A 25098-nucleotide genomic window follows, 5' to 3' on the forward strand; every position below is an offset into this window, starting at 1 on the left:
ACTTTTTTTTATCGAAAATTAGTGTGGCTATTATTACTGATTATCATTTTTAGTGATTTAGTGGTATAATAGGGTTGATTGGCAATCATCTGTAAGAGTTTGAATGATGTTTTGCCCCCTTGACTAATTCAGTTAAACTGAAAAAGTTTACTATCAGAAAATATAGGAGTAGAATTTTGGCTAATAAGATTCGTGTGCGTTATGCACCAAGTCCAACAGGATTGTTACACATCGGAAATGCGCGTACTGCGCTCTTTAACTACCTTTATGCTCGCCATCATGGTGGGGATTTTGTTATTCGTATTGAAGATACTGACCGAAAACGTCACGTCGAAGATGGTGAACGCTCTCAATTGGAGAACTTACGTTGGCTAGGTATGGACTGGGATGAAAGCCCTGAAACACATGAAAATTATCGTCAATCAGAACGCCTTGAGCTTTACCAACGTTATATTGATCAGTTGTTAGCAGAAGGTAAAGCCTACAAGTCCTATGTGACTGAGGAAGAATTAGCAGCAGAGCGTGAACGCCAAGAATTGGCAGGCGAAACACCTCGCTATATCAACGAATTTATCGGAATGTCAGAAACTGAAAAAGAAGCTTACATTGCAGAGCGTGAAGCAGCAGGCATCATTCCGACAGTACGCCTTGCTGTTAATGAATCTGGAATTTATAAGTGGACTGATATGGTAAAAGGTGACATTGAGTTTGAAGGCTCTAATATCGGCGGAGACTGGGTTATTCAGAAGAAAGATGGTTATCCAACTTACAATTTCGCAGTAGTCATTGATGATCATGATATGCAAATTTCGCATGTTATTCGTGGCGATGACCATATTGCAAATACGCCAAAACAATTAATGATTTATGAAGCACTCGGTTGGGAAGCGCCACAATTTGGTCACATGACATTGATTATAAACTCAGAGACTGGTAAGAAATTATCAAAACGCGACACCAATACTCTTCAATTTATCGAAGACTATCGTAAAAAAGGTTATATGTCGGAAGCTGTCTTTAATTTCATTGCCCTTCTTGGTTGGAATCCTGGTGGAGAAGAAGAAATCTTCTCACGCGAGCAATTAATTAATCTATTTGATGAAAATCGTCTTAGCAAATCACCAGCAGCATTCGATCAGAAGAAGATGGATTGGATGAGTAATGATTACCTAAAAAATGCTGATTTTGAGAGTGTTTTTGCACTTTGCAAACCATTCTTAGAAGAAGCTGGTCGACTTACAGACAAAGCTGAAAAATTAGTTGAGCTTTATAAACCTCAATTAAAATCAGCTGATGAGATTGTACCATTAACAGACCTTTTCTTTGCAGATTTTCCAGAATTAACAGAAGCCGAAAAAGAAGTAATGGCAGCAGAAACAGTCCCAACAGTCTTATCTGCTTTTAAGGAAAAGTTAGTATCGCTTTCTGACGAAGAATTCACTAGAGATACTATTTTCCCTCAAATTAAGGCTGTTCAAAAAGAAACAGGCATCAAAGGTAAGAACCTATTTATGCCTATTCGTATTGCGGTTTCTGGTGAAATGCATGGACCAGAGTTACCAGATACTATTTATTTATTAGGTAAAGAAAAATCAGTTCAACATATCGATAATATGTTAGCAAAATTATAATATAAAAAGTCGTGAATTTTCACGACTTTTTGTGTACTTTTACCAATTGTATTTTTCAACATTGTCTTTGGTAACAAGGTAAATTGGAGAAATTGTTTCTTTCTCTACTTTTTTGCCTTTATAATGATCAATTGCTGCTTGAATTGCTATTTCTCCCATCTTAGCTGGTTGTTGTGCAATAGTGGCTGAAATATCACCTTTTTTAATGGCATCATGGGCATCTGGCTGACCATCAATTCCTATGATAAGAACATTTTGCAAGCCAGCAGATTTGACAGCCTGTGCAGTCCCAAGTGCCATTTCATCATTTTGTGCGAAAATAATTTGGACATCTTTATGTCCTTGAATCATATTTTGTGTAGTATTCAAAGCTTTGGCGCGGTCAAAATTGGCAGATTGGCTTGAAAGAATGTCAAGTTTAGATTTTGCAACTGAATGAAATCCTTTACCACGGTCTACAGTAGCAGAGGCACCTGGTACTCCAGATAATTCAAAGGCTTTTGCTTTTTTGCCTAGTTTTTTAACAGCATAATCCGCAGCCATCTTACCAGCAGCAACGTTATCTGAAGCGACAGTAGTTAATACTTTGCCTCCCTCACTACCACGGTCCATTAGAATAACAGGAATATTAGCGTTGTTTGCAGACTTAATAGCTGTTACAATAGCTTTTGAGTCAACGGGATTAATCAAAATAGCATCTACGTTTTGACTAATAAAGTTTTGGACATCATCTGCTTGACGTGCGGCGTCATCTTGAGCATCAGCTACCTTAATGCTTATTTTTTTATTGCTAGCATATTTGTCAATACCGTCTTTCATCGCAACAAAGTAGGGATTGTTAGTTGTTGAAATAGATACACCTAGTTTCAAATCTTTAGCAGATTTTTTGGTTACATTTTTTGTAGAATTCCCAGAAGAATTTCCAAGTCCAGTTTTACCACATGCACCGAGAATGAGGACAATAGACATCGATAAGGCTAGAAAGCCAAGTTTTTTTCCAAATTTCATTTGAAACTCCTTTAGATAAAATATAATGAATTTATAGAAATTAGAGTAAAGACTATTTTGCTACTTTAAAGCGATCAAGTAAAACAGCCATTAAAATAACGATACCTTTCACAACTTGTTGCCAAAATGCAGAGACACCAATGATGTTTAATCCATTGTTCAGGACACCAATAATGAGAGCACCAATCAATGTTCCAATGATACGTCCTTTCCCACCAGATAAAGACGTTCCACCTAAGACAACGGCGGCAATAGCATCCATCTCATAACTTGCTCCAGCTGTTGGTTGTGCTGAGCTAAGGCGTGATGTGATAATTAACCCAGAAATGGAAGCCATGATACCTGAGATAGTGTAGATGATAATTTTAACTTTGTTTAACTTAATACCCGAGATATACGCTGCTTTTTCATTACCTCCTAAAGCGTAAACAGATTTCCCGAAGGCTGTTTTATGTAACAAAATATACAAAATAATAAAAGTAAGAAACATGAGAATGACTGGGAATGGGATACCAACAATATAGCCTTGTCCCAAAAATTGGAATAGAAAACTATCGGATAAGCCAGCGGTAATTGGGTTGCCGTTTGAATAAACTAGCGTTGCTCCTCTAAAGATAGTCATTGTTGCCAGTGTAACGATAAATGGTGCTAATTTTCCGTAAGAAATGAAGAGTCCGTTTAGCATTCCCAAGATGCCACCTAAGGCAACAGATAAAACGATAGCAATACCAACGGGTACTCCGTGGCCGATTAATCCAGCTGTTAATGCACTAGATAGGGCTAATATGGACCCGACTGATAAATCAATACCGCCAGTCAAAATAACGAAGGTCATCCCGAAAGCGATAAAACCATTTGCAGTTACTTGTAATAATAAATTGAGTAGATTATTGGTTGTGAGGAAATTAGGATTAATGAGTGTGATAATAACCATTAAACCAGCTAACGCAATCAGGGTTGTTAACTCTGATATATATTTCATCATATTTTTCACTTTACTTACCTCCTGTGGCTAGTTGCATAACTTTTTCTTGGTCAGCTTCTTTTCGACTGAGTTCTCCACTGATTCGACCTTCGTGCATTACCATGATGCGGTCACTAACACCTAGAATTTCAGGTAAGTCTGATGATACCATGACAATTGGAACACCTCTGTCTGCTAGTTCATTCATTAATTGGTAAATCTCTCGTTTAGCTCCGACATCAACACCACGTGTTGGCTCATCAAGAATTAAGACTTTAGGAGCAATACCAATCCATTTAGCGAGAACGACCTTTTGTTGGTTACCTCCAGAAAGATTTCCAACCTCTAAATCTGGTCTCCCTGATTTAATGTAGAGGCGATTAATCAATTGTTGCACAAATGTTGTGCTTGTTTTTTCATCAAAGAAACCATGTTTGCTAAAATCTTTAGTGCTAGGGAGAGTCATATTGTCCTTGATATTGAAGTCTAGGATGAGACCTTCATCTTTTCTATTTTCGGTCAAAAAACCAATGCCCTGCTTGATAGCTTGGCTTGGGCTAGTAATAGTGATTTCTTGGTCATCAATTTTCACCTTACCAGACTTCTTTTTATCAATTCCAAAGATAGTTCGCATAACTTCAGTACGCCCAGCTCCCATTAATCCAGAAAATCCAAGAATCTCGCCTTTACGGACATAAAAGGAAACGTCCTCGAAATTATCTCCACAGAGGTTACTAACTTCAAAAGCAACAGGCCCAATTTTAGAATGTTTTTCAGGATAGTAATCTTCCAATTTTCGGCCAACCATTTTTTTAACCAATTCGTCAGAATTTGTGAGTGATGTTTCTTTTGTATCTACAATGACACCATCTCTCATGACGGTTACGAAGTCAGTGATTTTAAAAATTTCCTCCATTCGATGGGAGATATAGACAACGCCCACTCCTTCTTGTTTCAAACTTCGGATAACTCGGAAAAGATTTTCAGTTTCACGATCTGTTAAAGCAGCAGTCGGTTCATCCATTACCAAAATAGAGAGTTGGTTTAGGAGACTTTTGGCGATTTCAATCATTTGTTGTTGTCCAACAGACAAGTTACCAATCGGGATGTCTAGGGGAATAGTTACACCTAATCTTTTAAAAGCTTCAAGTGCTTTTTGTCTCATTAATTTTTGATTGAGTAAGCCAAAAGTTGTCTTGATTTCACGTCCAAGAAAGAGATTTTCCAAGACAGTCATTTCCGGCCAAGTATTCATCTCTTGGTGAATAAAACTAATACCAAATTCCTCTGCTTCTTGAGGGTTTGAAAAAGTTCGTTCCTCGCCATCAATATAAATAGTTCCTGTACTTGCTGGAAAAAGTCCTGTTAGAATGTTCATTAAGGTTGATTTACCCGCACCATTTTCACCCATAAGTGCGTGTATTTGACCAGATTGTAATTCCAAATCAATCTTCTCTAGAACTTTATTAGTACCGAAGGATTTGGAGATATTCCTCATGTCAATTTTCATGGACTAAACTCCTTTCTAGATGATAACACCAGATTGTAGAATAATATTTGAATACGGTGTATTTTCACCTGTACGAATAACTGCTTTGACATCTTGGGTCATTTGTTTTAAATGATTGTGACTGACGTACTCTATGCTAACAGAGTTATCAAGTTTAGCTAATAACCTTGATAATTGATCCGGATTTGCTTCCTTGATTTCTTCTGCTAAAATGACTTTTTCAACTAAGATATTCTCTAAATAGATATCAAGTACCTCTTGGAAACTAGGTATTCCAGAGGTCAAAGACAAATCAATCTTTGGAATGCCATTTGGAACAGGTAGACCCAGATCTCCAATACAAACTTGATCAGTATGCCCAAGGTCATCTGCTAATTTAGCGAGATGACTATTTAATATGCCAGTCTTTTTCATAATGTTGGTTGTCCTCCATTTCTTTAATTGTAGGCATGCCACCCTGTGCACCAAATTTTTGCACGGATAAGTGAGCAGCTAGAGTTGCAAAACGTAAGGCATTAGCAATCTTAAATTTTTTCGAGATAGCATAACCGAATGCACCGTTAAAAGTATCACCTGCACCAGTTGTATCAACAGCTTTAGTTTCTAAGGCAGGAATTAAATGGCTTTCTTTTCCATCAGAGTAGATGGCTCCTTTTGTGCCGAGTGTTACGATTAGTTTCTCAGGATATGTGGCTAATATATCCTCTAGTTTTTGGTTTGGGAACAGCTCTTGACATTCGTGTTCATTTGGTGTGAAATAATCGACCTTATCGAGCATCTCAATATCAGTTTCTCTAGATGGTGCAGGATTATAGAGTAATTTAATACTATGTTCTTTACAAAAATTAGCAATTTTCATATTTGCTTGATGAGGAATTTCATTTTGTAATACAACTAAATCAGCTTCTTTAATTATTGACCACTCCTGAGACCATTTTTTAGTATCAACTTTTCCGTTGGCTCCAGGACAGTAAATGATTCGATTATCATTATTATAAAGAGTGATTTGGGCAACACCTGAAGAAGATGGTATCGTTCCCACAAAATCCGTAGTAACATGATTTTTGTTTAAATTATCCAAAAGAATGGGACCAAAAGAATCCTCGCCAATGGCACCAAGAATAGTAATATTATCTCGCTCTTGGCTAAGACGCCCAATAGCGACAGCCTGATTAGCACCTTTACCTCCTGGAACCATTGAAAAACGTTGGCCAAATACGGTTTCTCCCTCTTTGGCGATACGATTGGTTTCCATAACTAAGTCCATGGAAATACTACCGATAATGACAATGTTACTCATCTATTTTCCTCCTTAGGGTTTCACGTTCGATATAATGAACGGGTAATTTAATACGCTTATTGGTAATAGGTAATTGATTAGTAATTTTGAAAATTAATTCAGCTGCTTTTTGTCCCATAATATATGACGATTGGTGAATAGTTGACAACGAAGGGTAGATAAATTGGCTCATTAAAATATCATCATAACCAATAATTTGTACATCTTCAGGGATTCGCTTCCCTCGATTAAGAATCTCGTGTAGGTAGGCAATAGCATGTATATCAGATGGAGCGATAATGCTATCAATGTCTGGATGGTGGTCAAGTAAAGTTTTCGCTTCAATTTGAATCTCTGCAAAATCAAAACTGGCACTATCTTCGATAGCAAAACAAGCCCCTTTGTTTAATAGGTAATTTTGGCTTCCTTGAAACCTTTGATTAAGGTTATCAGCTTTATCTAGCGGACCACGAATGAGTAATATATTGGTAGCACCTGCTGTCCAAATAGCTTGAGCTGCTAATTTTCCTCCCTCTTTATTATCAGAGAAAACGCCGTACTGTGTTTCTTGATTAACGCGGTCAACAACTACAACTGGAATATCTATTTCAGGATGATTTTTGGTGAAATCGTGTGTTGTAATAATCCCTGCAGCATTACTTTGTAATAGCACATTTAAGTACTCTTCTTCTAAATGGCTCTTGTTATTTGTGTTGCCAAGCATGACACGATAATCCTGTTCTTTTAGAAATTCTTCAACTCCTCTAGCAAGTCTTGGAAAGAAAGGGTTTGAAATATCGGGAAGTAGTAATCCAACAAGTTGATTTTTTTTGGTTTTCAGAGATTGTGCAAGGAAATTTGGAACATAATGGAGTTCGCGGATAGCTTGCTCGATTTTTTGACTTGCTTTTTGACTAACGTAACCATTTTGGGATATATACCGTGAGACAGTAGATGTTGATACGCCAGCTTTCTCGGCGACTTGTCTAATCGTACTCATAGAAACTCCTTTCTTTTATTGTGGGAACGATTTCATAATTAGAATTGTAATCGCTTACTAAAAAATTGTCAAGCTATTTTTTAAATAATTTAATGATAAAATATCATTATTTTTAGAGGTCATATTCAAGTCATAAAGCTGTGATACTATGTTCACATCAAAAGATCAAAGGAGAAAAACCATGTCACATGCTTGGAAAGAATTAACCTTTTATAAGAAAAAATACCTCCTGATTGAATTGCTAATCATTGTTATGATGTTCATGGTAGTTTTTTTATCAGGTTTAGCAAACGGTTTAGGTAGAGCTGTTAGTGCTGCTATTGAAAATAACCCAGCTCAAACCTATATTTTGAATGAAGGTGCTGAACAAGTGATTACATCATCTGTATTGACAACTAAAGATCAGACAGATTTAAACAGTTTGAATTTAAAAGATGGTACCACTTTAAATATTCAACGTTCGAGTTTAACTCGCCAAGGACATGAAAAGAAAATTGATATTTCTTATTTTGCTATTGATAAAGATTCTTTTATGGCACCTACACTTTCTGAGGGAAAACAACTGACAAGTTACAAAAAAGCTATTATTTTAAATGATAGTTTAAAAGCTGAAGGGATAAAGTTAGGTGATAAGGTGATTGATAAGTCATCATCTATATCACTAACAGTCGTTGGATTTGTCCATAATAGTATGTATGGTCACGGACCTGTGGCATTTATTGATAAAGACATTTATACCGAAATTAATAAAAAGATTAATCCTCAATACCAGTTCTTACCTCAGGCATTAGTTATGAAAAATGATAAAAGTATATCTCATTTACCAACTCAATTAGAAGCTGTTAGTAAAAAAGATGTCATTCAACATATTCCTGGTTATAGTGCTGAACAATCCACTTTGAATATGATTTTATGGGTCCTTGTCGTAGCTTCAGCTGGTATTTTAGGTGTCTTTTTCTACATCATCACACTTCAAAAACGTCATGAATTTAGCGTCATGAAAGCTATTGGGACAAAAATGTCAGAGATTGCCCTATTTCAATTGAGTCAAGTCATTATATTGGCACTGTTTGGTATCATTGTTGGAGATGGATTGGCGGTTGCTCTCTCTTATGTATTACCAGCTCAAATGCCATTTGTTATTAATTGGCAAAATATTATTCTAGTATCATTTGTATTTTTAGTCATTGCAATGATTAGTAGTGCTTTGTCAATTGTAAAAGTTGCTAAAATCGACCCAGTCGAAGTTATTAATGGGGGAGGAGAATAATGTCAGCAATCTTAGAATTAAAACACATCTCAAAACACTACCCAGATGGAGATGAGCTTTTATCAATATTAGATAATTTAGATTTATCAGTTTCTGCAGGTGAGTTTGTAGCTATACTGGGACCCTCAGGTTCAGGTAAAAGCACACTTTTATCCATTGCAGGGTTACTTCTTGGCGCAGATCAAGGTAGTTTGTATGTCAATCATGAGAACGTTACGGATTTGTCTCAAAGACAAAGAACACAATTGCGCCGTGAAGCACTAGGTTTTATATTTCAAAGTCATCAACTGCTTCCTTATTTAACAATCCAAGAACAGTTGCAACAAGAGGCTCGATTTGCAAAACACTATGATAAGAAAACAAGCTTGGAAGAAATTAATAAATTATTATCAGATTTAGGAATAGAGCAGTGTGCACATAAATACCCTAACCAATTATCGGGAGGACAAAAGCAACGCGCAGCAATTGCTAGAGCATTTATTAATCATCCTAAGGTTATCTTGGCAGATGAGCCAACAGCTAGCCTTGATGAAGAACGTGGGCGTCAAGTTACAGAACTTATTCGCCAGGAAGTTAAATCACATAATACTGCAGCAATTATGGTGACACACGATGAACGCGTTCTAGATTTAGTAGACACCGTTTATCGTTTAAAGGACGGGAAATTAGTTAAAGAAAACTTCTAACTTGTGTTACAATAAGTTAGAGGTGATTTAATGATTAAAATATTAGTTGTAGAGGATAACATTGTTCAACAAAAAATCATTACCACAAAATTAACACAAGAGGGCTACCAATTTATCACTGCTTCAAATGGACAAGAAGCTCTAAATTGTCTAGATACAGAAGAAGTACAATTGATTATAACTGATATCATGATGCCCATGATGGATGGTTATCAATTAATTCAAGAACTCAGGTCAGCTGCTTATAATGTTCCAATCATTGTTATGACAGCAAAATCACAAATGGAAGATATGACAAAAGGGTTTGGCCTTGGTGCAGATGATTATATGGTTAAGCCTGTGCAGTTACAAGAATTAGCTTTACGTATTAAGGCACTCTTGAGGAGAGCTAATATTGTAGCTCAACATCAGCTAATTATTGGGAATACTTGTCTTAATGAAGATGAATTAAGCTTGAAATATTTTGAGCAAGAAATTGTATTTCCTCAGAAAGAATTTAGGGTTCTTTTCCACTTACTTAGCTATCCTAATAGGATTTTCACACGTTTAGAACTATTGGATAGTATTTGGGGAATGGATACTGATTTAGATGAGCGGGTGGTAGATGCTTGCATCAATAAAATTAGACGAAAAGTAGAACACTTACCAGATTTTAAGATTGAAACGGTGAGAGGGGTAGGGTATCGTGCAAAAAATGACTAAGCTAAGGCGATTTCGGTTTCCGTTAAGATTTTATTTCACATTAATGTTTGTGTTAACGATGCTTTTCTCAGTCCTAGCTTCTCTTTTACTAGTTGCAGCAATAGTTTTTACTTTTTTTCAAGGAGTCTTAACTACTCATGTATTACAAGTTAGCGCTCTCGCTGTTGTTTTTTTAAGCCTTGTGATAGCTAGTATTAGTATGTGGTACGGTTCTTATCATTTAACAAAACCAATTTTAGATATTAGCCATATTGTGTCCAATGTTGCAGACGGTGACTTTGAAGGGCATATTTATCGAAACAGTAATCGTCGTAAATCCTATGAGTATTATAATGAATTGGATGAGCTATCTGAAAGTATTAATCAGATGATTGTTTCTTTATCTCATATGGATCATATGCGAAAAGACTTTATCACTAATGTTTCTCATGAGCTAAAGACTCCGATTGCTGCAGTAGCTAATATTGTAGAACTATTACAAGATCCAGAATTAGATGAAGAAACACAAAGTGAGTTATTAGATCTTGTTAAAACAGAGAGCCTAAGGTTAACAAGATTATGTGATACGATGTTGCAAATGTCGCGCGTGGATAATCAGGAGACTATTGGGGAGCTATCCTCTGTTCGTGTAGATGAACAAATTCGTCAAGCAATGATTAGTTTAACAGAACGTTGGCAAGCTAAAAGGATAAATTTTCAACTGGATTCAAAACCATATACTGTTTACTCAAACTCTGACTTGCTGATGCAAGTTTGGATAAACCTTTTAGATAATGCAATAAAATATTCCGATGATATTGTAGACTTAAGTGTACGAATGGAAGAAACTAATAATCATTATCTGAGAGTTATTATTTCTGATAAAGGTAAGGGAATTTCTCAATATGATGTTCAGCATATATTTGATAAATTTTACCAAGCGGATCAGTCGCATAATCAACAAGGAAATGGATTAGGACTAGCAATAGTTAAACGTATAATTGTTCTTTGTAAGGGACGTATTAGTGTCTCCAGTCAGTTGGAAATTGGAACAGAATTTTGTGTAGAACTACCCTTATCATAATTATTTAAAACAATAACTGCCAATTGGCAGTTATTGTTTTATTTATTTAGAAATAAATATACTAAAAATAGACAAAAACTATAAAAATATTTGACAATAAATATAACAAGTGTATAATATTACAAAATATAGGAATTTGGAAGGGGATTTTTTATGGGAAAAGAAAAATTAATTTTAGCTTATTCTGGTGGTTTAGATACCTCTGTTGCTATAGCTTGGTTAAAAAAAGATTATGACGTTATTGCTGTCTGTATGGATGTTGGCGAAGGTAAAGATCTTGATTTTATTCACGATAAAGCTTTAACAATAGGTGCCATAGAATCTTATATTTTAGATGTTAAAGATGAGTTTGCTGAGCATTTTGTTTTACCAGCTTTACAGGCACATGCGATGTATGAACAAAAATACCCGCTTGTTTCAGCGCTTAGCCGTCCAATTATTGCCCAAAAATTAGTTGAAATGGCACATCAAACAGGTGCGACCACAATTGCACATGGATGTACAGGTAAAGGAAATGACCAAGTGCGTTTTGAAGTTGCAATTGCAGCACTAGATCCTGAATTAAAAGTAATTGCCCCTGTTCGTGAGTGGAAGTGGCATCGTGAAGAGGAAATTACTTTTGCAAAAGCTAACGGCGTACCTATTCCAGCAGATTTAGATAACCCTTATTCTATAGATCAAAATTTATGGGGACGTGCCAATGAATGTGGTGTGCTTGAGAATCCTTGGAATCAAGCGCCAGAAGAAGCTTTTGGTATTACAAAATCACCAGAAGAAGCTCCTGATTGTGCAGAATATATTGATATTACGTTCCAAAATGGGAAGCCTATAGCTATAAACAATCAAGAAATGACACTAGCAGATTTGATTTTATCGCTAAATGAAATTGCAGGAAAACATGGTATTGGACGCATTGATCATGTTGAAAATCGTTTAGTCGGTATCAAATCACGTGAAATTTATGAATGTCCTGCGGCAATGGTACTGTTAGCTGCCCATAAAGAAATTGAAGATTTAACATTAGTCCGTGAAGTGTCTCATTTTAAACCTATCCTTGAAAATGAACTATCAAATCTTATTTATAATGCTTTATGGTTTAGTCCAGCTACAAAAGCTATCATTGCCTATGTCAAAGAAACACAAAAAGTGGTTAATGGTATTACAAAAGTTAAGTTATATAAAGGTTCTGCCCAAGTCGTTGCTCGCCACTCATCTAATTCATTATATGATGAGAACTTAGCAACCTATACAGCTGCTGATAGCTTTGATCAAGATGCAGCAGTTGGTTTTATCAAACTCTGGGGACTTCCAACCCAAGTTAATGCCCAAGTAAACAAAGGATAAATAAAGGAAGATAAGAGGATGACAAAAAATCATAAGTTATGGGGTGGTCGTTTTGAAAGTAGTCTTGAAAAATGGGTTGAAGAGTTCGGTGCATCAATCAGTTTCGACCAAAAATTAGCTCCCTATGATATGAAGGCTTCTATGGCCCATGTCACAATGTTAGGCAAAACGGATATTATTAGTCAAGAAGAAGCAGGATTGATAAAAGATGGTTTAAAAATACTGCAAGATAAATACAGAGCAGGTCAATTGACTTTTAGCATATCAAATGAAGACATTCATATGAACATAGAGAGCTTATTAACCGCTGAAATTGGAGAAGTAGCAGGTAAGCTTCATACTGCACGTTCACGAAATGATCAAGTGGCTACAGATATGCACCTTTATTTGAAAGATAAATTGCAAGAAATGATGAAGAAATTGCTTCATTTACGAACAACCTTAGTTAATTTAGCAGAAAATCATATCTATACTGTTATGCCAGGGTATACACATTTACAACATGCTCAGCCGATTTCATTTGGACATCATCTAATGGCTTACTATAATATGTTTACGCGTGATACAGAGCGATTAGAGTTTAATATGAAACACACCAATCTATCACCATTAGGAGCTGCTGCTCTAGCAGGGACAACGTTTCCTATTGACCGCCATATGACAACTCGTTTATTAGATTTTGAAAAACCATATAGTAATTCGCTTGATGCTGTCTCAGATCGTGATTTTATCATAGAATTTTTATCCAATGCTAGCATTTTAATGATGCATTTATCACGTTTTTGTGAAGAAATCATTAATTGGTGCAGTTATGAGTATCAATTCATCACATTATCAGATACTTTCTCTACAGGATCATCTATTATGCCTCAAAAGAAAAATCCTGATATGGCAGAATTAATTCGAGGGAAGACAGGCCGTGTTTATGGAAATTTATTTAGTTTACTAACTGTTATGAAATCATTGCCGTTAGCTTATAACAAAGATTTACAAGAAGATAAAGAAGGGATGTTTGATAGCGTAGAAACAGTCAGCATAGCTATTGAAATCATGGCTAATATGCTTGAGACAATGACTGTGAATGAGCACATAATGATGACCTCAACGGAGACTGATTTTTCAAATGCAACAGAATTAGCAGATTATTTAGCAAGTAAGGGGATACCTTTCAGAAAAGCACATGAAATTGTAGGTAAATTGGTTTTAGAATGCAGTAAAAATGGTTCTTATTTACAGGATATACCTTTAAAATATTATCAAGAAATTTCAGAGTTGATAGAAAACGATATCTATGAGATATTAACTGCAAAGACAGCAGTTAAACGAAGAAATTCATTAGGAGGAACGGGGTTTGACCAGGTTAAAGAACAGATCCTGTTGGCACGTAAAGAATTGAAAGCGGAATGACTGCTTTCTGAAAAAAACCTCGTTTAACTCTGTTAAGTTTCTCACGTATTTTCAGTAAAAAACTAGCATTTTTTATAGAATTGTGCTAGAATTAACATGTAAGTGGGCAACGCCCAAAAAATAAATAGGAGGCCTGAATAATGGCAATCGTTTCAGCAGAAAAATTCGTCCAAGCAGCTCGTGATAACGGCTATGCAGTAGGTGGATTTAACACAAACAACCTTGAGTGGACTCAAGCTATCTTGCGCGCAGCAGAAGCTAAAAAAGCTCCAGTACTTATCCAAACTTCAATGGGTGCGGCTAAATACATGGGTGGTTACAAACTTTGTAAACAACTTATTGAAACTTTGGTTGAATCAATGGGTATTACTGTACCAGTTGCTATCCACCTTGACCACGGTCATTACGATGATGCCCTTGAGTGTATTGAAGTAGGTTACACTTCAATTATGTTTGATGGTTCACACCTTCCAGTTGAAGAAAACCTTGAAAAAGCACGCGAAGTTGTTGCTAAAGCACATGCTAAAGGTATTTCAGTAGAAGCTGAAGTTGGTACTATCGGTGGTGAAGAAGATGGTATTGTTGGTAAAGGTGAATTAGCACCAATCGAAGATGCTAAAGCTATGGTTGAAACTGGTATTGACTTCTTGGCTGCAGGTATCGGTAACATTCATGGACCATACCCAGCAAACTGGGAAGGACTTGACCTTGATCACTTGAAGAAATTGACTGAAGCTGTTCCTGGTTTCCCAATCGTGTTACACGGTGGTTCAGGTATTCCTGATGATCAAATCCAAGAAGCTATCAAACTTGGTGTTGCTAAAGTTAACGTTAACACAGAATGTCAATTAGCTTTCTGTCAAGCAACTCGTGACTACGCTGTTGAATTCAACGCTAACGAAGCTGAATACATGAAGAAAAAACTCTTTGACCCACGTAAATTCTTGAAACCTGGTTTCGATGCAATTACAGAAGCAGTTGAAGAACGTATTGACGTGTTTGGTTCAGCAAACAAAGCATAATTAACATAAAACAGATAATAGTTAAAAGCTCACTTATGGTGAGCTTTTTTTGGATTATATAACTTTTTATTAAATAGATACTCTTTAAAGATTGATATGCTTAAGATAATTTCGAATAAATGCCGCTGAAGCTGTGAGTTGTTGCTCTTCTTTTGGGCTTAGTGAAAGAGAAATTCTTTCTACAATTCCTACTCTACCAATAATAGCTGGATATCCAAGGTAAACCCCTTCGGACTCATAGAAGGTAGATACAGGTAGTAACTCATGGGAATCATTTAACACAGCTAAAACGATGCGGACAGCTGCGGTAGCGATACCATAACTAGTATATTTTTTACCAAAAAAGACAGTGTGCCCGCCTTTTAAAGAAGCTTCTTTTATCTGTTCTAATTCTTCTGCTTTTAATAGTGATATAGCTGGTTGTCCTTTTACAGTTACCTGACTCCAAGCGACAAATTGGGAGTTACCATGCTCTCCTAGATTATAACCACCGATACTCCTTGGATCAACTTGTAGGCGTTGACCAAGCACTCTTTTCATCCGAGCAGTATCCAATAAGGTTCCTGTTCCGATAACGCGTGATTTAGGAAATTGAGTATATTCTTGATAAAGCTGGGTGATGGCATCAACAGGATTGGTAACGACAATAAGGATCCCTCTAAAACCAGATGATTTTAACTTTTGGCTAACGTCGTAGACTTCTTTACTGGTAAATGGTAGTTCAGCAAAGCGATTAGCTTCTTTGTTATTCTGTAGTGAAATATCACCTAAGGCTGAAATCACAACATCAGCATCTGACAACGCGTCATAGTCGTTTAATACTATATTAGCGTGATAAGTAGCATTTGCCAGAGCATCTTGAAAATCAATCATATCAGCATTAACCTTATCAATATTAGTATCAATAAAGACATAATCATCACCAATACCTTGTGCAATAAGAGCGTGTGCAACAGTTGATCCAACGTGCCCCATGCCTATAATTCCAATTTTACGTGTCATATGAAACCTCCTTTGATTATTGTTGTCTATTATAATATTTTGAAAGAAAATGTAAACTAAAAAATGAATTAGAAGGAAGTGTGTCTTATTATAAAAAATATGTAAGCGATTTAGATAAAACAAATGAAAAAGTAATTTTGAAAAGAACTTGCTAGAAGAAGTAAGTTGTGATAGAATAGTCTAGTATGTGGTGCTAGCACATCCGTAAATATTGATCAATATAGGAGGAACTCGTAAAATGGCTAAAGTATGTTATTTCACAGGACGTAAAACAGTTTCTGGTAACAACCGTTCACACGCGATGAACCAAACAAAACGTACTGTTAAACCAAACCTTCAAAAAGTTACTGTTCTTATCGACGGTAAACCAAAAAAAGTTTGGGTTTCAGCTCGTGCGCTTAAATCTGGTAAAGTAGAACGCGTTTAATAAACTGAGAAAGCCTTAGGGCTTTTTTTAGTGTTTCTAAGGCTGATTTGATAGTTAGATGCCTCTATTTTTTTACAATAATAGTGAGATATGATAGAATAGAGTGATAAAAACTTTTTGAGGTAGTAGATATGACTGTAAAAATCAATACAAGAGATGGTCAAATTGAACTCTCTGATGACGTTATTGCAACTGTCGTTGGAGGTTCAGCAACGGAAATTTTTGGCGTTGTTGGTATGGCAAGTAAAAGTGCTATCAAAGATAACTTTCAAGCACTTTTGCGTAAGGAAAACTACGCAAAAGGTGTTGTTGTGAGGTCTAGTGAAGCGGGCATCGCAGTAGATGTTTATACTGTCATGAGTTACGGCGTCAAAATTAGTGAAGTTTCAAAAAATATTCAAGAGCGAGTGAAATTCAATCTCGAAAATCAGCTTGGTTTATCTGCTGATATGGTGAATGTTTATGTGCAAAGTATTAAGGTTGTAGGAGAAGATTAGTGTCAAAGATTACGACAAGTTTATTCCAAGAAATGGTACAAGCTGCCAGTACACGTCTGAGTAAACAGGCAGAGTATGTCAACTCATTAAATGTATTCCCAGTTCCAGATGGTGATACTGGTACGAATATGGGGATGACTATGGAAAACGGAGCCAAGGAAGTTTCGGACAAACCAGCGATGACTGTTGGAGAAGTTGGTCAAATTCTTTCTAAAGGTGTATTGATGGGAGCACGTGGAAATTCAGGTGTAATTACATCACAATTATTCCGTGGTTTTGGTCAAAGTATCAAGGATAAAGAAGAATTAACGGGTCAAGATTTGGCACACGCTTTCCAGAATGGTGTTGAAGTAGCTTATAAAGCCGTTATGAAACCAGTTGAAGGAACTATCTTGACAGTATCACGCGGTGCAGCTACCGCTGCTCTAAAAAAAGCTGAAGAAACTGATGATGCAGTTGAAGTTATGCGCGCAACTCTCAAAGGTGCTAAGCGTGCTCTTGCTAAAACACCGGATATGCTACCTGTTCTTAAAGAGGTTGGTGTTGTTGATTCTGGTGGTCAAGGACTCGTCTTTATTTACGAAGGTTTCCTCTCAGCACTGACTGGGGAATATATCGCATCAGAAGATTTTAAAGCAACTCCCGCAACAATGACTGAAATGGTTAATGCAGAGCACCATAAAGCTGTAGTAGGCCACGTAGCCACAGAAGATATTAAATATGGCTATTGTACAGAAGTCATGGTTGGTTTAAAGCAAGGACCAACTTACGTTAAGGAATTTAACTACGAAGAATTTCAAGGTTATCTTAGCAATCTAGGGGATTCTTTACTAGTTGTTAATGATGATGAAATTGTCAAGGTTCATGTTCATACAGAAGATCCAGGTCTTGTTATGCAAGAAGGTTTGAAATATGGATCGCTTGTGAAGGTTAAAGTTGAAAACATGCGTAACCAACATGATGCCCAAATGCAAAAGGTTGAAGTTGAAGAAACTGTCAAAGAAACTAAAGAATATGGTATTATTGCTGTTGTAGCTGGTGACGGTCTAGCTGAGATTTTTAAATCACAAGGTGTTGATTATATCATCTCTGGCGGCCAGACTATGAACCCATCTACAGAAGATATTGTAAAAGCGATTGAAAAAGTAAACGCTAGAAATGTTATTATTTTACCAAACAATAAGAACATCTTCATGGCTGCACAGTCAGCTGCAGATGTCGTTGATATTCCAGCAGCAGTAGTAGAGACACGTACAGTTCCACAAGGATTTACTAGCTTACTTGCTTTTGATCCTGCTAAGTCTCTTGAAACTAATGTAGCTGATATGACAAATAGCCTCTCAGATGTCATTAGTGGTAGTGTGACTTTAGCTGTTCGTGATACAACGATAGATGGCCTTGAAATTCATGAAAACGACATCCTTGGGATGGTTGATGGTAAAATTCTAGTATCTACACCAGATATGGAAAAAGCACTTAAGGACACTTTTGATAAAATGATTGATGAAGATAGTGAAATCGTGACAATCTATGTTGGTGAAGATGGTAAACAAGCATTAGCCGAGACCTTGTCGGAATATCTTGAGGAGACTTATGAAGATGTTGAAGTTGAGATCCACCAAGGAGATCAACCTGTATATCCATACCTCATGAGCGTTGAATAATTGATAAAATAAAAAATTAGGAGAGATACTTCTAATTTTTTATTTTATCAGAGTTTCTATTTTAGTATGATAAAGCATCAGTATTTTGAAAATTTTGACAAATTGTGTTAGAATTGTTTTAAAACATTCATACAAAGGAGATTTATGATGTCATTAATTATTCTTACGGTTATTTTGGTTTTAGTGATTGTTCTGTTGATAACTTCTTTATACGTTGTTAAACAACAGACAGTAGCCATCATTGAACGCTTTGGTAAATATCAAAAGACTGCTACTAGCGGTATTCATATTCGTGTACCATTGGGTATCGATAAGATTGCAGCACGAGTGCAGTTACGTCTTTTACAGAGTGAAATTATCGTTGAGACAAAAACAAAAGATAACGTTTTTGTCACTTTAAATATTGCTACACAATATCGTGTCAATGAAAATAACGTTACAGATGCTTATTACAAATTAATAAAGCCAGAAGCTCAGATTAAATCTTATATCGAAGATGCTTTACGTTCATCAGTACCTAAACTTACATTAGATGAGCTATTCGAAAAGAAAGATGAAATAGCCTTGGAAGTTCAACATCAAGTGGCAGAAGAAATGTCAACATACGGCTACATCATTGTTAAGACTTTAATTACTAAGGTTGAGCCAGATGCAGAAGTAAAACAATCCATGAACGAAATCAATGCTGCACAACGTAAACGTGTAGCAGCTCAAGAATTAGCGAATGCTGATAAGATCAAAATTGTAACTGCTGCAGAAGCAGAAGCAGAAAAGGATCGTCTACATGGTGTGGGTATTGCGCAACAACGTAAAGCAATTGTAGATGGGTTAGCTGATTCGATTCAAGAATTGAAAGATGCTAACGTGACATTGACAGAAGAACAAATCATGTCTATCTTGTTAACGAATCAATATTTAGATACTTTAAATACATTTGCTATTAATGGTAATCAAACGATTTTCTTACCAAATAACCCAGAAGGTGTTGAAGATATTCGTACACAAGTTTTATCTGCTCTTAAAACAAGATAATGAACTTTTTATAGAAGCAAAATAACCAGAGCATTTGCTCTGGTTATTTTGTGTCTGACTTATTTATTATAATTGGAGAGACGGAAAAAAGTTATTTTTTACCGTAACGTTTGTACTCATGAATGATTTTCAGAGCACGTTTTCTAGTTTTAATGTTAGGACTTTTAAGTCTGCGATAGGCTGACGATAGGTCTGTTTTTTCAGCCATGATTACCTCCTATAGACAATTTATTAACGTTAACAGACACCAGTATACCACAAAAAAATTAACTGGTAAAGTACTTTGTTGATAAATTTAAAAATAAATAGCAAAGTAATTAAATATCAATCAAAAGTAATAAGCTCAAAGATATATTACACCTTTATTAATGAGGTTTGGATTTGACAAGCGATGTTAAGTGAAAGATGAATGAGGAAAATACCCAACGAGAAAGTAGCTAATGGCTATCATTGTGCACATAAAAAACGATCGTTGAGTGATCGTTTTTCAGCAAACTAAATAATTATTTTTAATGTAATTGAATGAAAATTTATACTTGTGAAAGTGTATCGGTTAAGTTAATAAGGTCAGTTTTTATTTATCGTAAGCACTTAGGAAGTGTTTTGGAGCGTACCCACGAGAGTAGATAAACCCGGCATCGCGTGAAGGGTAGCTTGATTCAGAAGGCGCATACCCACGAGAGTAGATAAACCCGGCATCGCGTGAAGGGTAGCTTGATTCAGAAGGCGCATACCCACGAGAGTAGATAAACCCGGCATCGCGTGAAGGATAGCGTGATTCAGAAGGCGCATACCCACGAGAGTAGACAAATCCGGCATCACGTGAAGGATAAGACACTGTGTCTGCCTTCGCAAGACTTGCTGAAGTAGCTAATAATAGAGTGACAGCTGAAGCTGCTGTTAAAACACTGATTTTAAGTTTCATTATAAAATCCTTTCAAAGATAATAAACTATTCTTGCACAGTGGTTAGTTCATTTTGTGCATACCATATTATATCATCAAAAACTCATTAAAACAACATGTTTTTAATTTTAAACAAATATATAATTAATTAAATATCACTTAAAATTAAAAAATGAGATTTAGTAACTTATTTAATAGTATACAATCCAATAACGACTGTCTAATTTGATCTATAGTTGAGGCTAGTCGTAGATTTCACCAAAGATGTGGCAATAAAAAATCCCCTCCAGTTCCATTGTAATGATGACAATGACAAAACCTGTAGGGGTATAAATAGTCTATATTTAAATGTGGATAAATTTTATTTTAAGAAGCGTTGTAGAAATTCCTTAGTTCTTTCTTGTTTTGGATTTTCGAAAAGTTGCTTAGGAGTACCCTGCTCTGCAATGATTCCTTTGTCCATGAAAATAACGCGGTCTGATACTTCTTTAGCAAATTCCATCTCGTGTGTCACAATTATCATTGTTAATCCAGATTTAGCTAGATCTTGCATTGTTTTAAGGACCTCACCAACCATTTCTGGATCCAAGGCTGAAGTTGGTTCATCAAAAAGTATAGCTTCTGGGTTAACAGAAAGTGCTCGGGCGATTGCGACACGTTGCTTTTGCCCACCTGATAATTGTTTTGGTTTAGCTTTCCAATATTGCTCAGTCATGCCAACAGCATTTAAGTTTTCTTTAGCAATCTTTTCAGCTTCTTGGCGTTCACGTTTTAGAACAGTAGTCTGTGCGACAATAGCATTCTCTAAGATATTTAAATTTTCAAAGAGGTTAAAAGATTGAAAGACCATCCCAAGTTTTTCACGATAATTATTTAAATCATAGCCTTTTTCAAGAACATTGTGACCGTGATATAAGATTTCTCCTCCACTTGGTTCTTCTAAGAGGTTAATAGAACGTAGGAAAGTTGATTTTCCTGATCCAGAAGAACCAATGATAGAAATAACTTCGCCTTTGTTGACCGAAAGCGAAATATCTTTTAACACTTCATTGCTTCCGTAAGATTTTTTCAAATGTTTAATTTCTAAAATAGCTTGTGTCATACCAACCTCCTAGACTTGTAATTGATTCGCACCGGTTGTGTAATTATCTGAATCAAAACGTTTTTCAATGTAACGTAAGATACGTGTTACGGTGAAGGTTAAGATGAAGTAAATAATCGCAATAATGGTGAATGTTTGGAAATATTGGTAGGTTTGTGTTGCAACAGTATTACCAGAGAAGTAGAGTTCGACAACAGAGATAACGTTCAGTACAGAGGTATCTTTGATATTGATAACAAACTCATTACCAGTAGCTGGGAGTATGTTACGTACAACTTGTGGTAGAACAATTTTTCGCATGGTTTGTCCGTGGGTGAAACCAAGTGCAGTTGCGGCTTCAAATTGTCCTTTATCAACAGAGAAAATACCACCACGTACAATTTCGCTCATATAAGCACCAGTATTGATTGAAACAATAAATATAGCTGCTAGTGTACGGTCCAGCGAAACTCCAAAAGCTTGTGCTGTTCCGTAGTAGATAACCATCGATTGTACAATCATAGGTGTCCCACGGAAGACCTCAATATAGATGTTAAGTAACCAACCTAATAATTTTTGTAAGGCAGCCTTTAACTTATTGTCAGATTTTGGTGCTGTACGGAAAACACCGATGAGAAGGCCGATAAATAATCCGACGATAGTTCCTACCATAGAAATTAGGAGGGTTGTAGCTGTTCCTCTGAGGAATTGAGAACCATTGTTTTTTAAAATAGTTGCCATCTGTTCAAAGAAGTTTGTTTTTCCATTTTTTTCTTTTTTAACGGATGGTTGTTCTTTAATCATCTTATCCATCAAGGCGATTTGTTTATCTCTAGAAATGCTTTCGAGAACTTGATTGACTTGATTAATACGATTGTCACCTTTACGCATCCCAACAGAAATATTTGTATCAGCATCAGATGTTTTAAACCCTTGGTGCAGTTCAATCATTTTTAATTTAGGATTAGCAGTTTGAGCGGAAGTTGCATCTGGACGTTCTGAAACATAGGCGTCTACAACACCAGATTCTACAGCTTGTCTTAATTGATTAAAGTCCCCCATGGCAACTTCTTTTTTGACACCATTGATTTGATCAATGAGGTTGTATAAGTAGACTCCTTGTTGGGCAGTTACTTTAGCATTTTTGAAATCACTAATATTTTTAGCATTAGTATATTTTCCTTCAGCGTTAACAACTAGAGTAGGTTCTGAAATGTAGTAAGGCTTTGAAAAATTAATTTCTTTTTTACGTTCTTCGGTAGGACTCATTCCTGCAATAATCATATCGAGTTTTCCAGAAGTTAGTGCTGGAACAAGGCCTTCCCATTTTGTTTTGACAACAACAACTTTTTTATTTAACTTTTTAGCTAACTTTTTAGCGACTTGTACATCATAACCATTAGCATATTGATCAGTTCCTTCAATAGGAACTGCACCATTTGTGTTATCATTTTGTGTCCAGTTGAAAGGAGCATAGGCTGCCTCCATACCGACACGTAGATATTCATCTGCTTGTATACTTGTCATACCTCCAAAGGTGATAAGCAAAGCAGTGAATAAACTTAGTAATATTTTTTTCATTCAACAGCCTCCGATAAGTTACTTCCTCCTATTTTACCGAAAAACAAGGTCGATTTCAATATCATTATCTTATTGAAAGCGATTAATTGTATTTTTATGTTAAAATGGTATACAAACAAAGGAGGGAGGATGATAATGAAGAAATGTTTTTTGGCTATTTGTTTAGCTCTTAGTTTTTTTATGGTTTCAGTTCAAGCAGATGAGGTGGACTATAACATTCCTCATTATGAGGGTAATCTAACTATTCACAATGATAATAGTGCTGATTTTACAGAGAAGGTTACTTACCAATTTGATTCGTCCTATAATGGACAGTATGTCACATTAGGTACGGCGGGTAAGTTACCTGACAATTTTGATATTAATAATAAGCCACAGGTTGAAGTTTCAATTAATGGTAAAGTAAGGAAAGTTAGTTACCAGCTAGAAGATTTGGAGGATGGCTACCGTTTGAAAGTGTTTAATGGTGGTGAAGCAGGTGATACTGTTAAAGTCAATGTTCAGTGGAAACTAAAAAATGTTCTATTTATGCATAAGGATGTTGGTGAACTTAACTGGATTCCTATTAGCGACTGGGATAAAACATTAGAGAAAGTAGATTTTTGGATATCAACTGACAAAAAGGTTGCTCTTTCTCGTCTTTGGGGGCACTTGGGTTATCTTAAAACTCCTCCTAAAATAAGACAAAATAATAATCGTTACCATTTGACAGCTTTTAATGTAAACAAACGATTAGAGTTTCATGGTTATTGGGATAGATCTTATTTTAATCTACCTACAAACAGTAAAAATAATTACAAGAAAAAAATTGAACATCAAGAGAAGATGATAGAGCGTCATGGTTTTATCCTAAGTTTCTTGTTGAGGATATTATTACCTTCATTCTTTATTATTGTGACACTATTCATCTCAATTAGGGTGTTCCTGTTTAGAAAAAAAGTTAATAAATACGGGCAATTCCCTAAGGATCATCATTTATATGAAGCACCTGAGGACCTTTCACCACTAGAGTTAACTCAAAGCATTTATAGTATGAGCTTTAAAAATTTTCAAGATGAGGAGAAGAAAACTCACCTTATCAGTCAAGAACAACTCATACAGTCAATTCTATTAGACTTGATTGATAGAAAAGTATTGAATTATGATGATAACTTGTTATCTCTAGCTAACTTAGATAGAGCTTCTGATGCAGAAATAGATTTTATAGAGTTTGCTTTTGCGGATTCTACGAGTTTGAAGCCAGATCAACTCTTTTCTAATTACCAATTTAGTTATAAAGAAACACTACGTGAACTGAAAAAGCAGCACAAGGCTTCAGATCTGCAAACTCAAATGAGACGCCGAGGAAGTAATGCCTTATCAAGAATTACGCGTCTCACAAGGTTGATTTCTAAAGACAATATAAACTCTCTTAGAAGAAAGGGAATTTCATCCCCTTATCGTAAAATGTCTTCAGAAGAGTCTAAAGAATTATCTAGGTTGAAAAGATTCAGTTACCTATCACCTCTTATTTCTTTTGTTGTTATAATTTATACGCTTTTTTTAAATTATTTTACCTATTGCTGTATCTATCTCTTATTGTTTGGTGTTATCCTGTTGTTGAATAAAATCATTTTTATGATGACAAAAAAAATAAGTAACGGTTATATTGTAACTGAAGATGGAGCAAGTCGTGTCTACCAATGGACTAGTTTTAGGAACATGCTAAGGGATATCAAATCGTTTGATCGTTCAGAGTTAGAAAGTATCGTATTATGGAATCGAATATTGGTTTACGCTACTTTATTCGGCTACGCTGACCGTGTTGAGAAAGTACTCAGAGTGAACCAAATAGATATTCCAGAAAGATTTGCAAACATTGATAGTCATCAATTTGCGATTTCAGTCAATCAATCTAGTAATCATTTTTCAACGATAACTGAAGATGTTAGTCACGCTTCTAATTTTAGTGTTAATTCAGGCGGTTCTTCAGGTGGTTTCTCAGGCGGCGGAGGCGGCGGAGGTGGTGGTGCCTTCTAATTTT

24 protein-coding genes are annotated in these 25098 nt (G+C 35.8%); 13 read left to right on the forward strand and 11 right to left on the reverse strand.

All coding sequences use genetic code 11. The features are described 5' to 3' along the window. The first annotated feature begins 176 nt into the window (after positions 1-176). Positions 177-1631 (forward strand): glutamate--tRNA ligase, encoded by a 1455-nt coding sequence (gltX, locus tag QOR44_RS00835; RefSeq protein WP_001284497.1) that lies wholly within the window; start codon positions 177-179, stop codon positions 1629-1631. A 39-nt stretch (positions 1632-1670) separates the two neighbouring features. Here gltX and QOR44_RS00840 read toward each other — a convergent pair whose 3' ends face one another. The 6 genes from QOR44_RS00840 to QOR44_RS00865 are packed head-to-tail and all read right to left on the reverse strand — an operon-like array spanning position 1671 to position 7392. Beyond that, positions 1671-2639, reverse strand: coding sequence for a substrate-binding domain-containing protein (locus QOR44_RS00840; RefSeq protein WP_000668262.1), 969 nt, complete (start codon positions 2637-2639; stop codon positions 1671-1673). A gap of 52 nt (positions 2640-2691) precedes the next feature. Then, entirely contained in the window at positions 2692-3633 is a 942-nt protein-coding gene (locus QOR44_RS00845; protein WP_000794185.1) for an ABC transporter permease subunit, read from the reverse strand. A gap of 1 nt (position 3634) precedes the next feature. Next, on the reverse strand, positions 3635-5113 hold the full coding sequence (locus QOR44_RS00850; protein WP_000687223.1) for a sugar ABC transporter ATP-binding protein: 1479 nt from the start codon (positions 5111-5113) through the stop codon (positions 3635-3637). Between the two features lie 15 nt (positions 5114-5128). After that, the gene (gene rbsD, locus QOR44_RS00855; protein WP_000750737.1) at positions 5129-5527 is read right to left on the reverse strand and encodes a D-ribose pyranase; all 399 of its coding nucleotides are present in this window, start codon (positions 5525-5527) and stop codon (positions 5129-5131) included. Next, the gene (rbsK, locus tag QOR44_RS00860; RefSeq protein WP_000065864.1) at positions 5502-6413 is read right to left on the reverse strand and encodes a ribokinase; all 912 of its coding nucleotides are present in this window, start codon (positions 6411-6413) and stop codon (positions 5502-5504) included. The genes rbsD and rbsK overlap by 26 nt, the downstream gene beginning before the upstream one ends. Next, positions 6406-7392, reverse strand: coding sequence for a LacI family DNA-binding transcriptional regulator (locus QOR44_RS00865; protein ID WP_000104356.1), 987 nt, complete (start codon positions 7390-7392; stop codon positions 6406-6408). Before QOR44_RS00865 ends, rbsK begins: the two co-directional genes overlap by 8 nt. A gap of 181 nt (positions 7393-7573) precedes the next feature. Here QOR44_RS00865 and QOR44_RS00870 point away from each other — a divergent pair, with 181 nt between their 5' ends. The 7 genes from QOR44_RS00870 (at position 7574) to QOR44_RS00900 (ending at position 14886) form a co-directional block, all read left to right on the forward strand. Further along, a complete protein-coding gene (locus QOR44_RS00870; protein WP_000017569.1) occupies positions 7574-8662 on the forward strand; it encodes an ABC transporter permease in 1089 nt (362 codons plus the stop codon). Beyond that, positions 8662-9348 (forward strand): ABC transporter ATP-binding protein, encoded by a 687-nt coding sequence (locus tag QOR44_RS00875; protein WP_001274148.1) that lies wholly within the window; start codon positions 8662-8664, stop codon positions 9346-9348. The genes QOR44_RS00870 and QOR44_RS00875 overlap by 1 nt, the downstream gene beginning before the upstream one ends. A gap of 30 nt (positions 9349-9378) precedes the next feature. Further along, complete coding sequence (locus tag QOR44_RS00880) at positions 9379-10050, forward strand: response regulator transcription factor (RefSeq protein WP_000590687.1); 672 nt, start codon at positions 9379-9381, stop codon at positions 10048-10050. Then, on the forward strand, positions 10034-11113 hold the full coding sequence (locus tag QOR44_RS00885; RefSeq protein WP_001883592.1) for a sensor histidine kinase: 1080 nt from the start codon (positions 10034-10036) through the stop codon (positions 11111-11113). Before QOR44_RS00880 ends, QOR44_RS00885 begins: the two co-directional genes overlap by 17 nt. A 153-nt stretch (positions 11114-11266) precedes the next feature. Next, complete coding sequence (locus tag QOR44_RS00890; RefSeq protein ID WP_000514044.1) at positions 11267-12457, forward strand: argininosuccinate synthase; 1191 nt, start codon at positions 11267-11269, stop codon at positions 12455-12457. A gap of 18 nt (positions 12458-12475) precedes the next feature. Continuing rightward, positions 12476-13864 carry an argininosuccinate lyase gene (gene argH / locus QOR44_RS00895; protein WP_000164581.1) on the forward strand — a complete coding sequence of 463 codons (1389 nt, stop codon included), beginning with the start codon at positions 12476-12478 and terminating at the stop codon, positions 13862-13864. Between the two features lie 140 nt (positions 13865-14004). After that, positions 14005-14886 (forward strand): class II fructose-bisphosphate aldolase, encoded by an 882-nt coding sequence (locus tag QOR44_RS00900; protein ID WP_001018987.1) that lies wholly within the window; start codon positions 14005-14007, stop codon positions 14884-14886. 84 nt (positions 14887-14970) lie between these two features. Here the strand turns inward: QOR44_RS00900 and QOR44_RS00905 are convergent, their stop codons facing one another. Continuing rightward, positions 14971-15888 carry an L-lactate dehydrogenase gene (locus QOR44_RS00905; protein ID WP_000197048.1) on the reverse strand — a complete coding sequence of 306 codons (918 nt, stop codon included), beginning with the start codon at positions 15886-15888 and terminating at the stop codon, positions 14971-14973. Positions 15889-16126: 238 nt separating this feature from the next. Here QOR44_RS00905 and rpmB point away from each other — a divergent pair, with 238 nt between their 5' ends. The 4 genes from rpmB to QOR44_RS00925 all read left to right on the forward strand — a co-directional run bounded on the left by rpmB (position 16127) and on the right by QOR44_RS00925 (position 19508). Beyond that, positions 16127-16315 carry a 50S ribosomal protein L28 gene (gene rpmB, locus QOR44_RS00910; RefSeq protein WP_001140949.1) on the forward strand — a complete coding sequence of 63 codons (189 nt, stop codon included), beginning with the start codon at positions 16127-16129 and terminating at the stop codon, positions 16313-16315. A gap of 131 nt (positions 16316-16446) precedes the next feature. Further along, a complete protein-coding gene (locus QOR44_RS00915; protein WP_000216444.1) occupies positions 16447-16812 on the forward strand; it encodes an Asp23/Gls24 family envelope stress response protein in 366 nt (121 codons plus the stop codon). Further along, entirely contained in the window at positions 16812-18476 is a 1665-nt protein-coding gene (locus QOR44_RS00920) for a DAK2 domain-containing protein (RefSeq protein ID WP_283572656.1), read from the forward strand. Before QOR44_RS00915 ends, QOR44_RS00920 begins: the two co-directional genes overlap by 1 nt. A 147-nt stretch (positions 18477-18623) precedes the next feature. Continuing rightward, positions 18624-19508: an SPFH domain-containing protein gene (locus QOR44_RS00925; protein ID WP_000052520.1), complete on the forward strand. Its 885-nt coding sequence runs from the start codon at positions 18624-18626 to the stop codon at positions 19506-19508. 91 nt (positions 19509-19599) lie between these two features. On the opposite strand, the gene QOR44_RS00930 is transcribed toward QOR44_RS00925, so the two are convergent. The 4 genes from QOR44_RS00930 to QOR44_RS00945 all read right to left on the reverse strand — a co-directional run bounded on the left by QOR44_RS00930 (position 19600) and on the right by QOR44_RS00945 (position 23075). Then, the gene (locus QOR44_RS00930) at positions 19600-19716 is read right to left on the reverse strand and encodes a putative metal homeostasis protein (RefSeq protein WP_000818733.1); all 117 of its coding nucleotides are present in this window, start codon (positions 19714-19716) and stop codon (positions 19600-19602) included. A gap of 366 nt (positions 19717-20082) precedes the next feature. Further along, a complete protein-coding gene (locus QOR44_RS00935) occupies positions 20083-20433 on the reverse strand; it encodes a hypothetical protein (protein WP_053039113.1) in 351 nt (116 codons plus the stop codon). A 341-nt stretch (positions 20434-20774) separates the two neighbouring features. Next, entirely contained in the window at positions 20775-21515 is a 741-nt protein-coding gene (locus QOR44_RS00940; RefSeq protein WP_000189495.1) for an amino acid ABC transporter ATP-binding protein, read from the reverse strand. 9 nt (positions 21516-21524) lie between these two features. Beyond that, positions 21525-23075 (reverse strand): ABC transporter substrate-binding protein/permease, encoded by a 1551-nt coding sequence (locus QOR44_RS00945; protein WP_000722381.1) that lies wholly within the window; start codon positions 23073-23075, stop codon positions 21525-21527. Between the two features lie 135 nt (positions 23076-23210). Between QOR44_RS00945 and QOR44_RS00950 the strand changes: the two genes are divergently transcribed. Further along, entirely contained in the window at positions 23211-25094 is a 1884-nt protein-coding gene (locus QOR44_RS00950; RefSeq protein WP_000710518.1) for a DUF2207 domain-containing protein, read from the forward strand. The last annotated feature ends 4 nt before the right edge of the window (positions 25095-25098 follow it).

The organism is Streptococcus agalactiae, assembly GCF_949788565.1.
Taxonomy (GTDB): Bacteria; Bacillota; Bacilli; order Lactobacillales; family Streptococcaceae; genus Streptococcus; species Streptococcus agalactiae.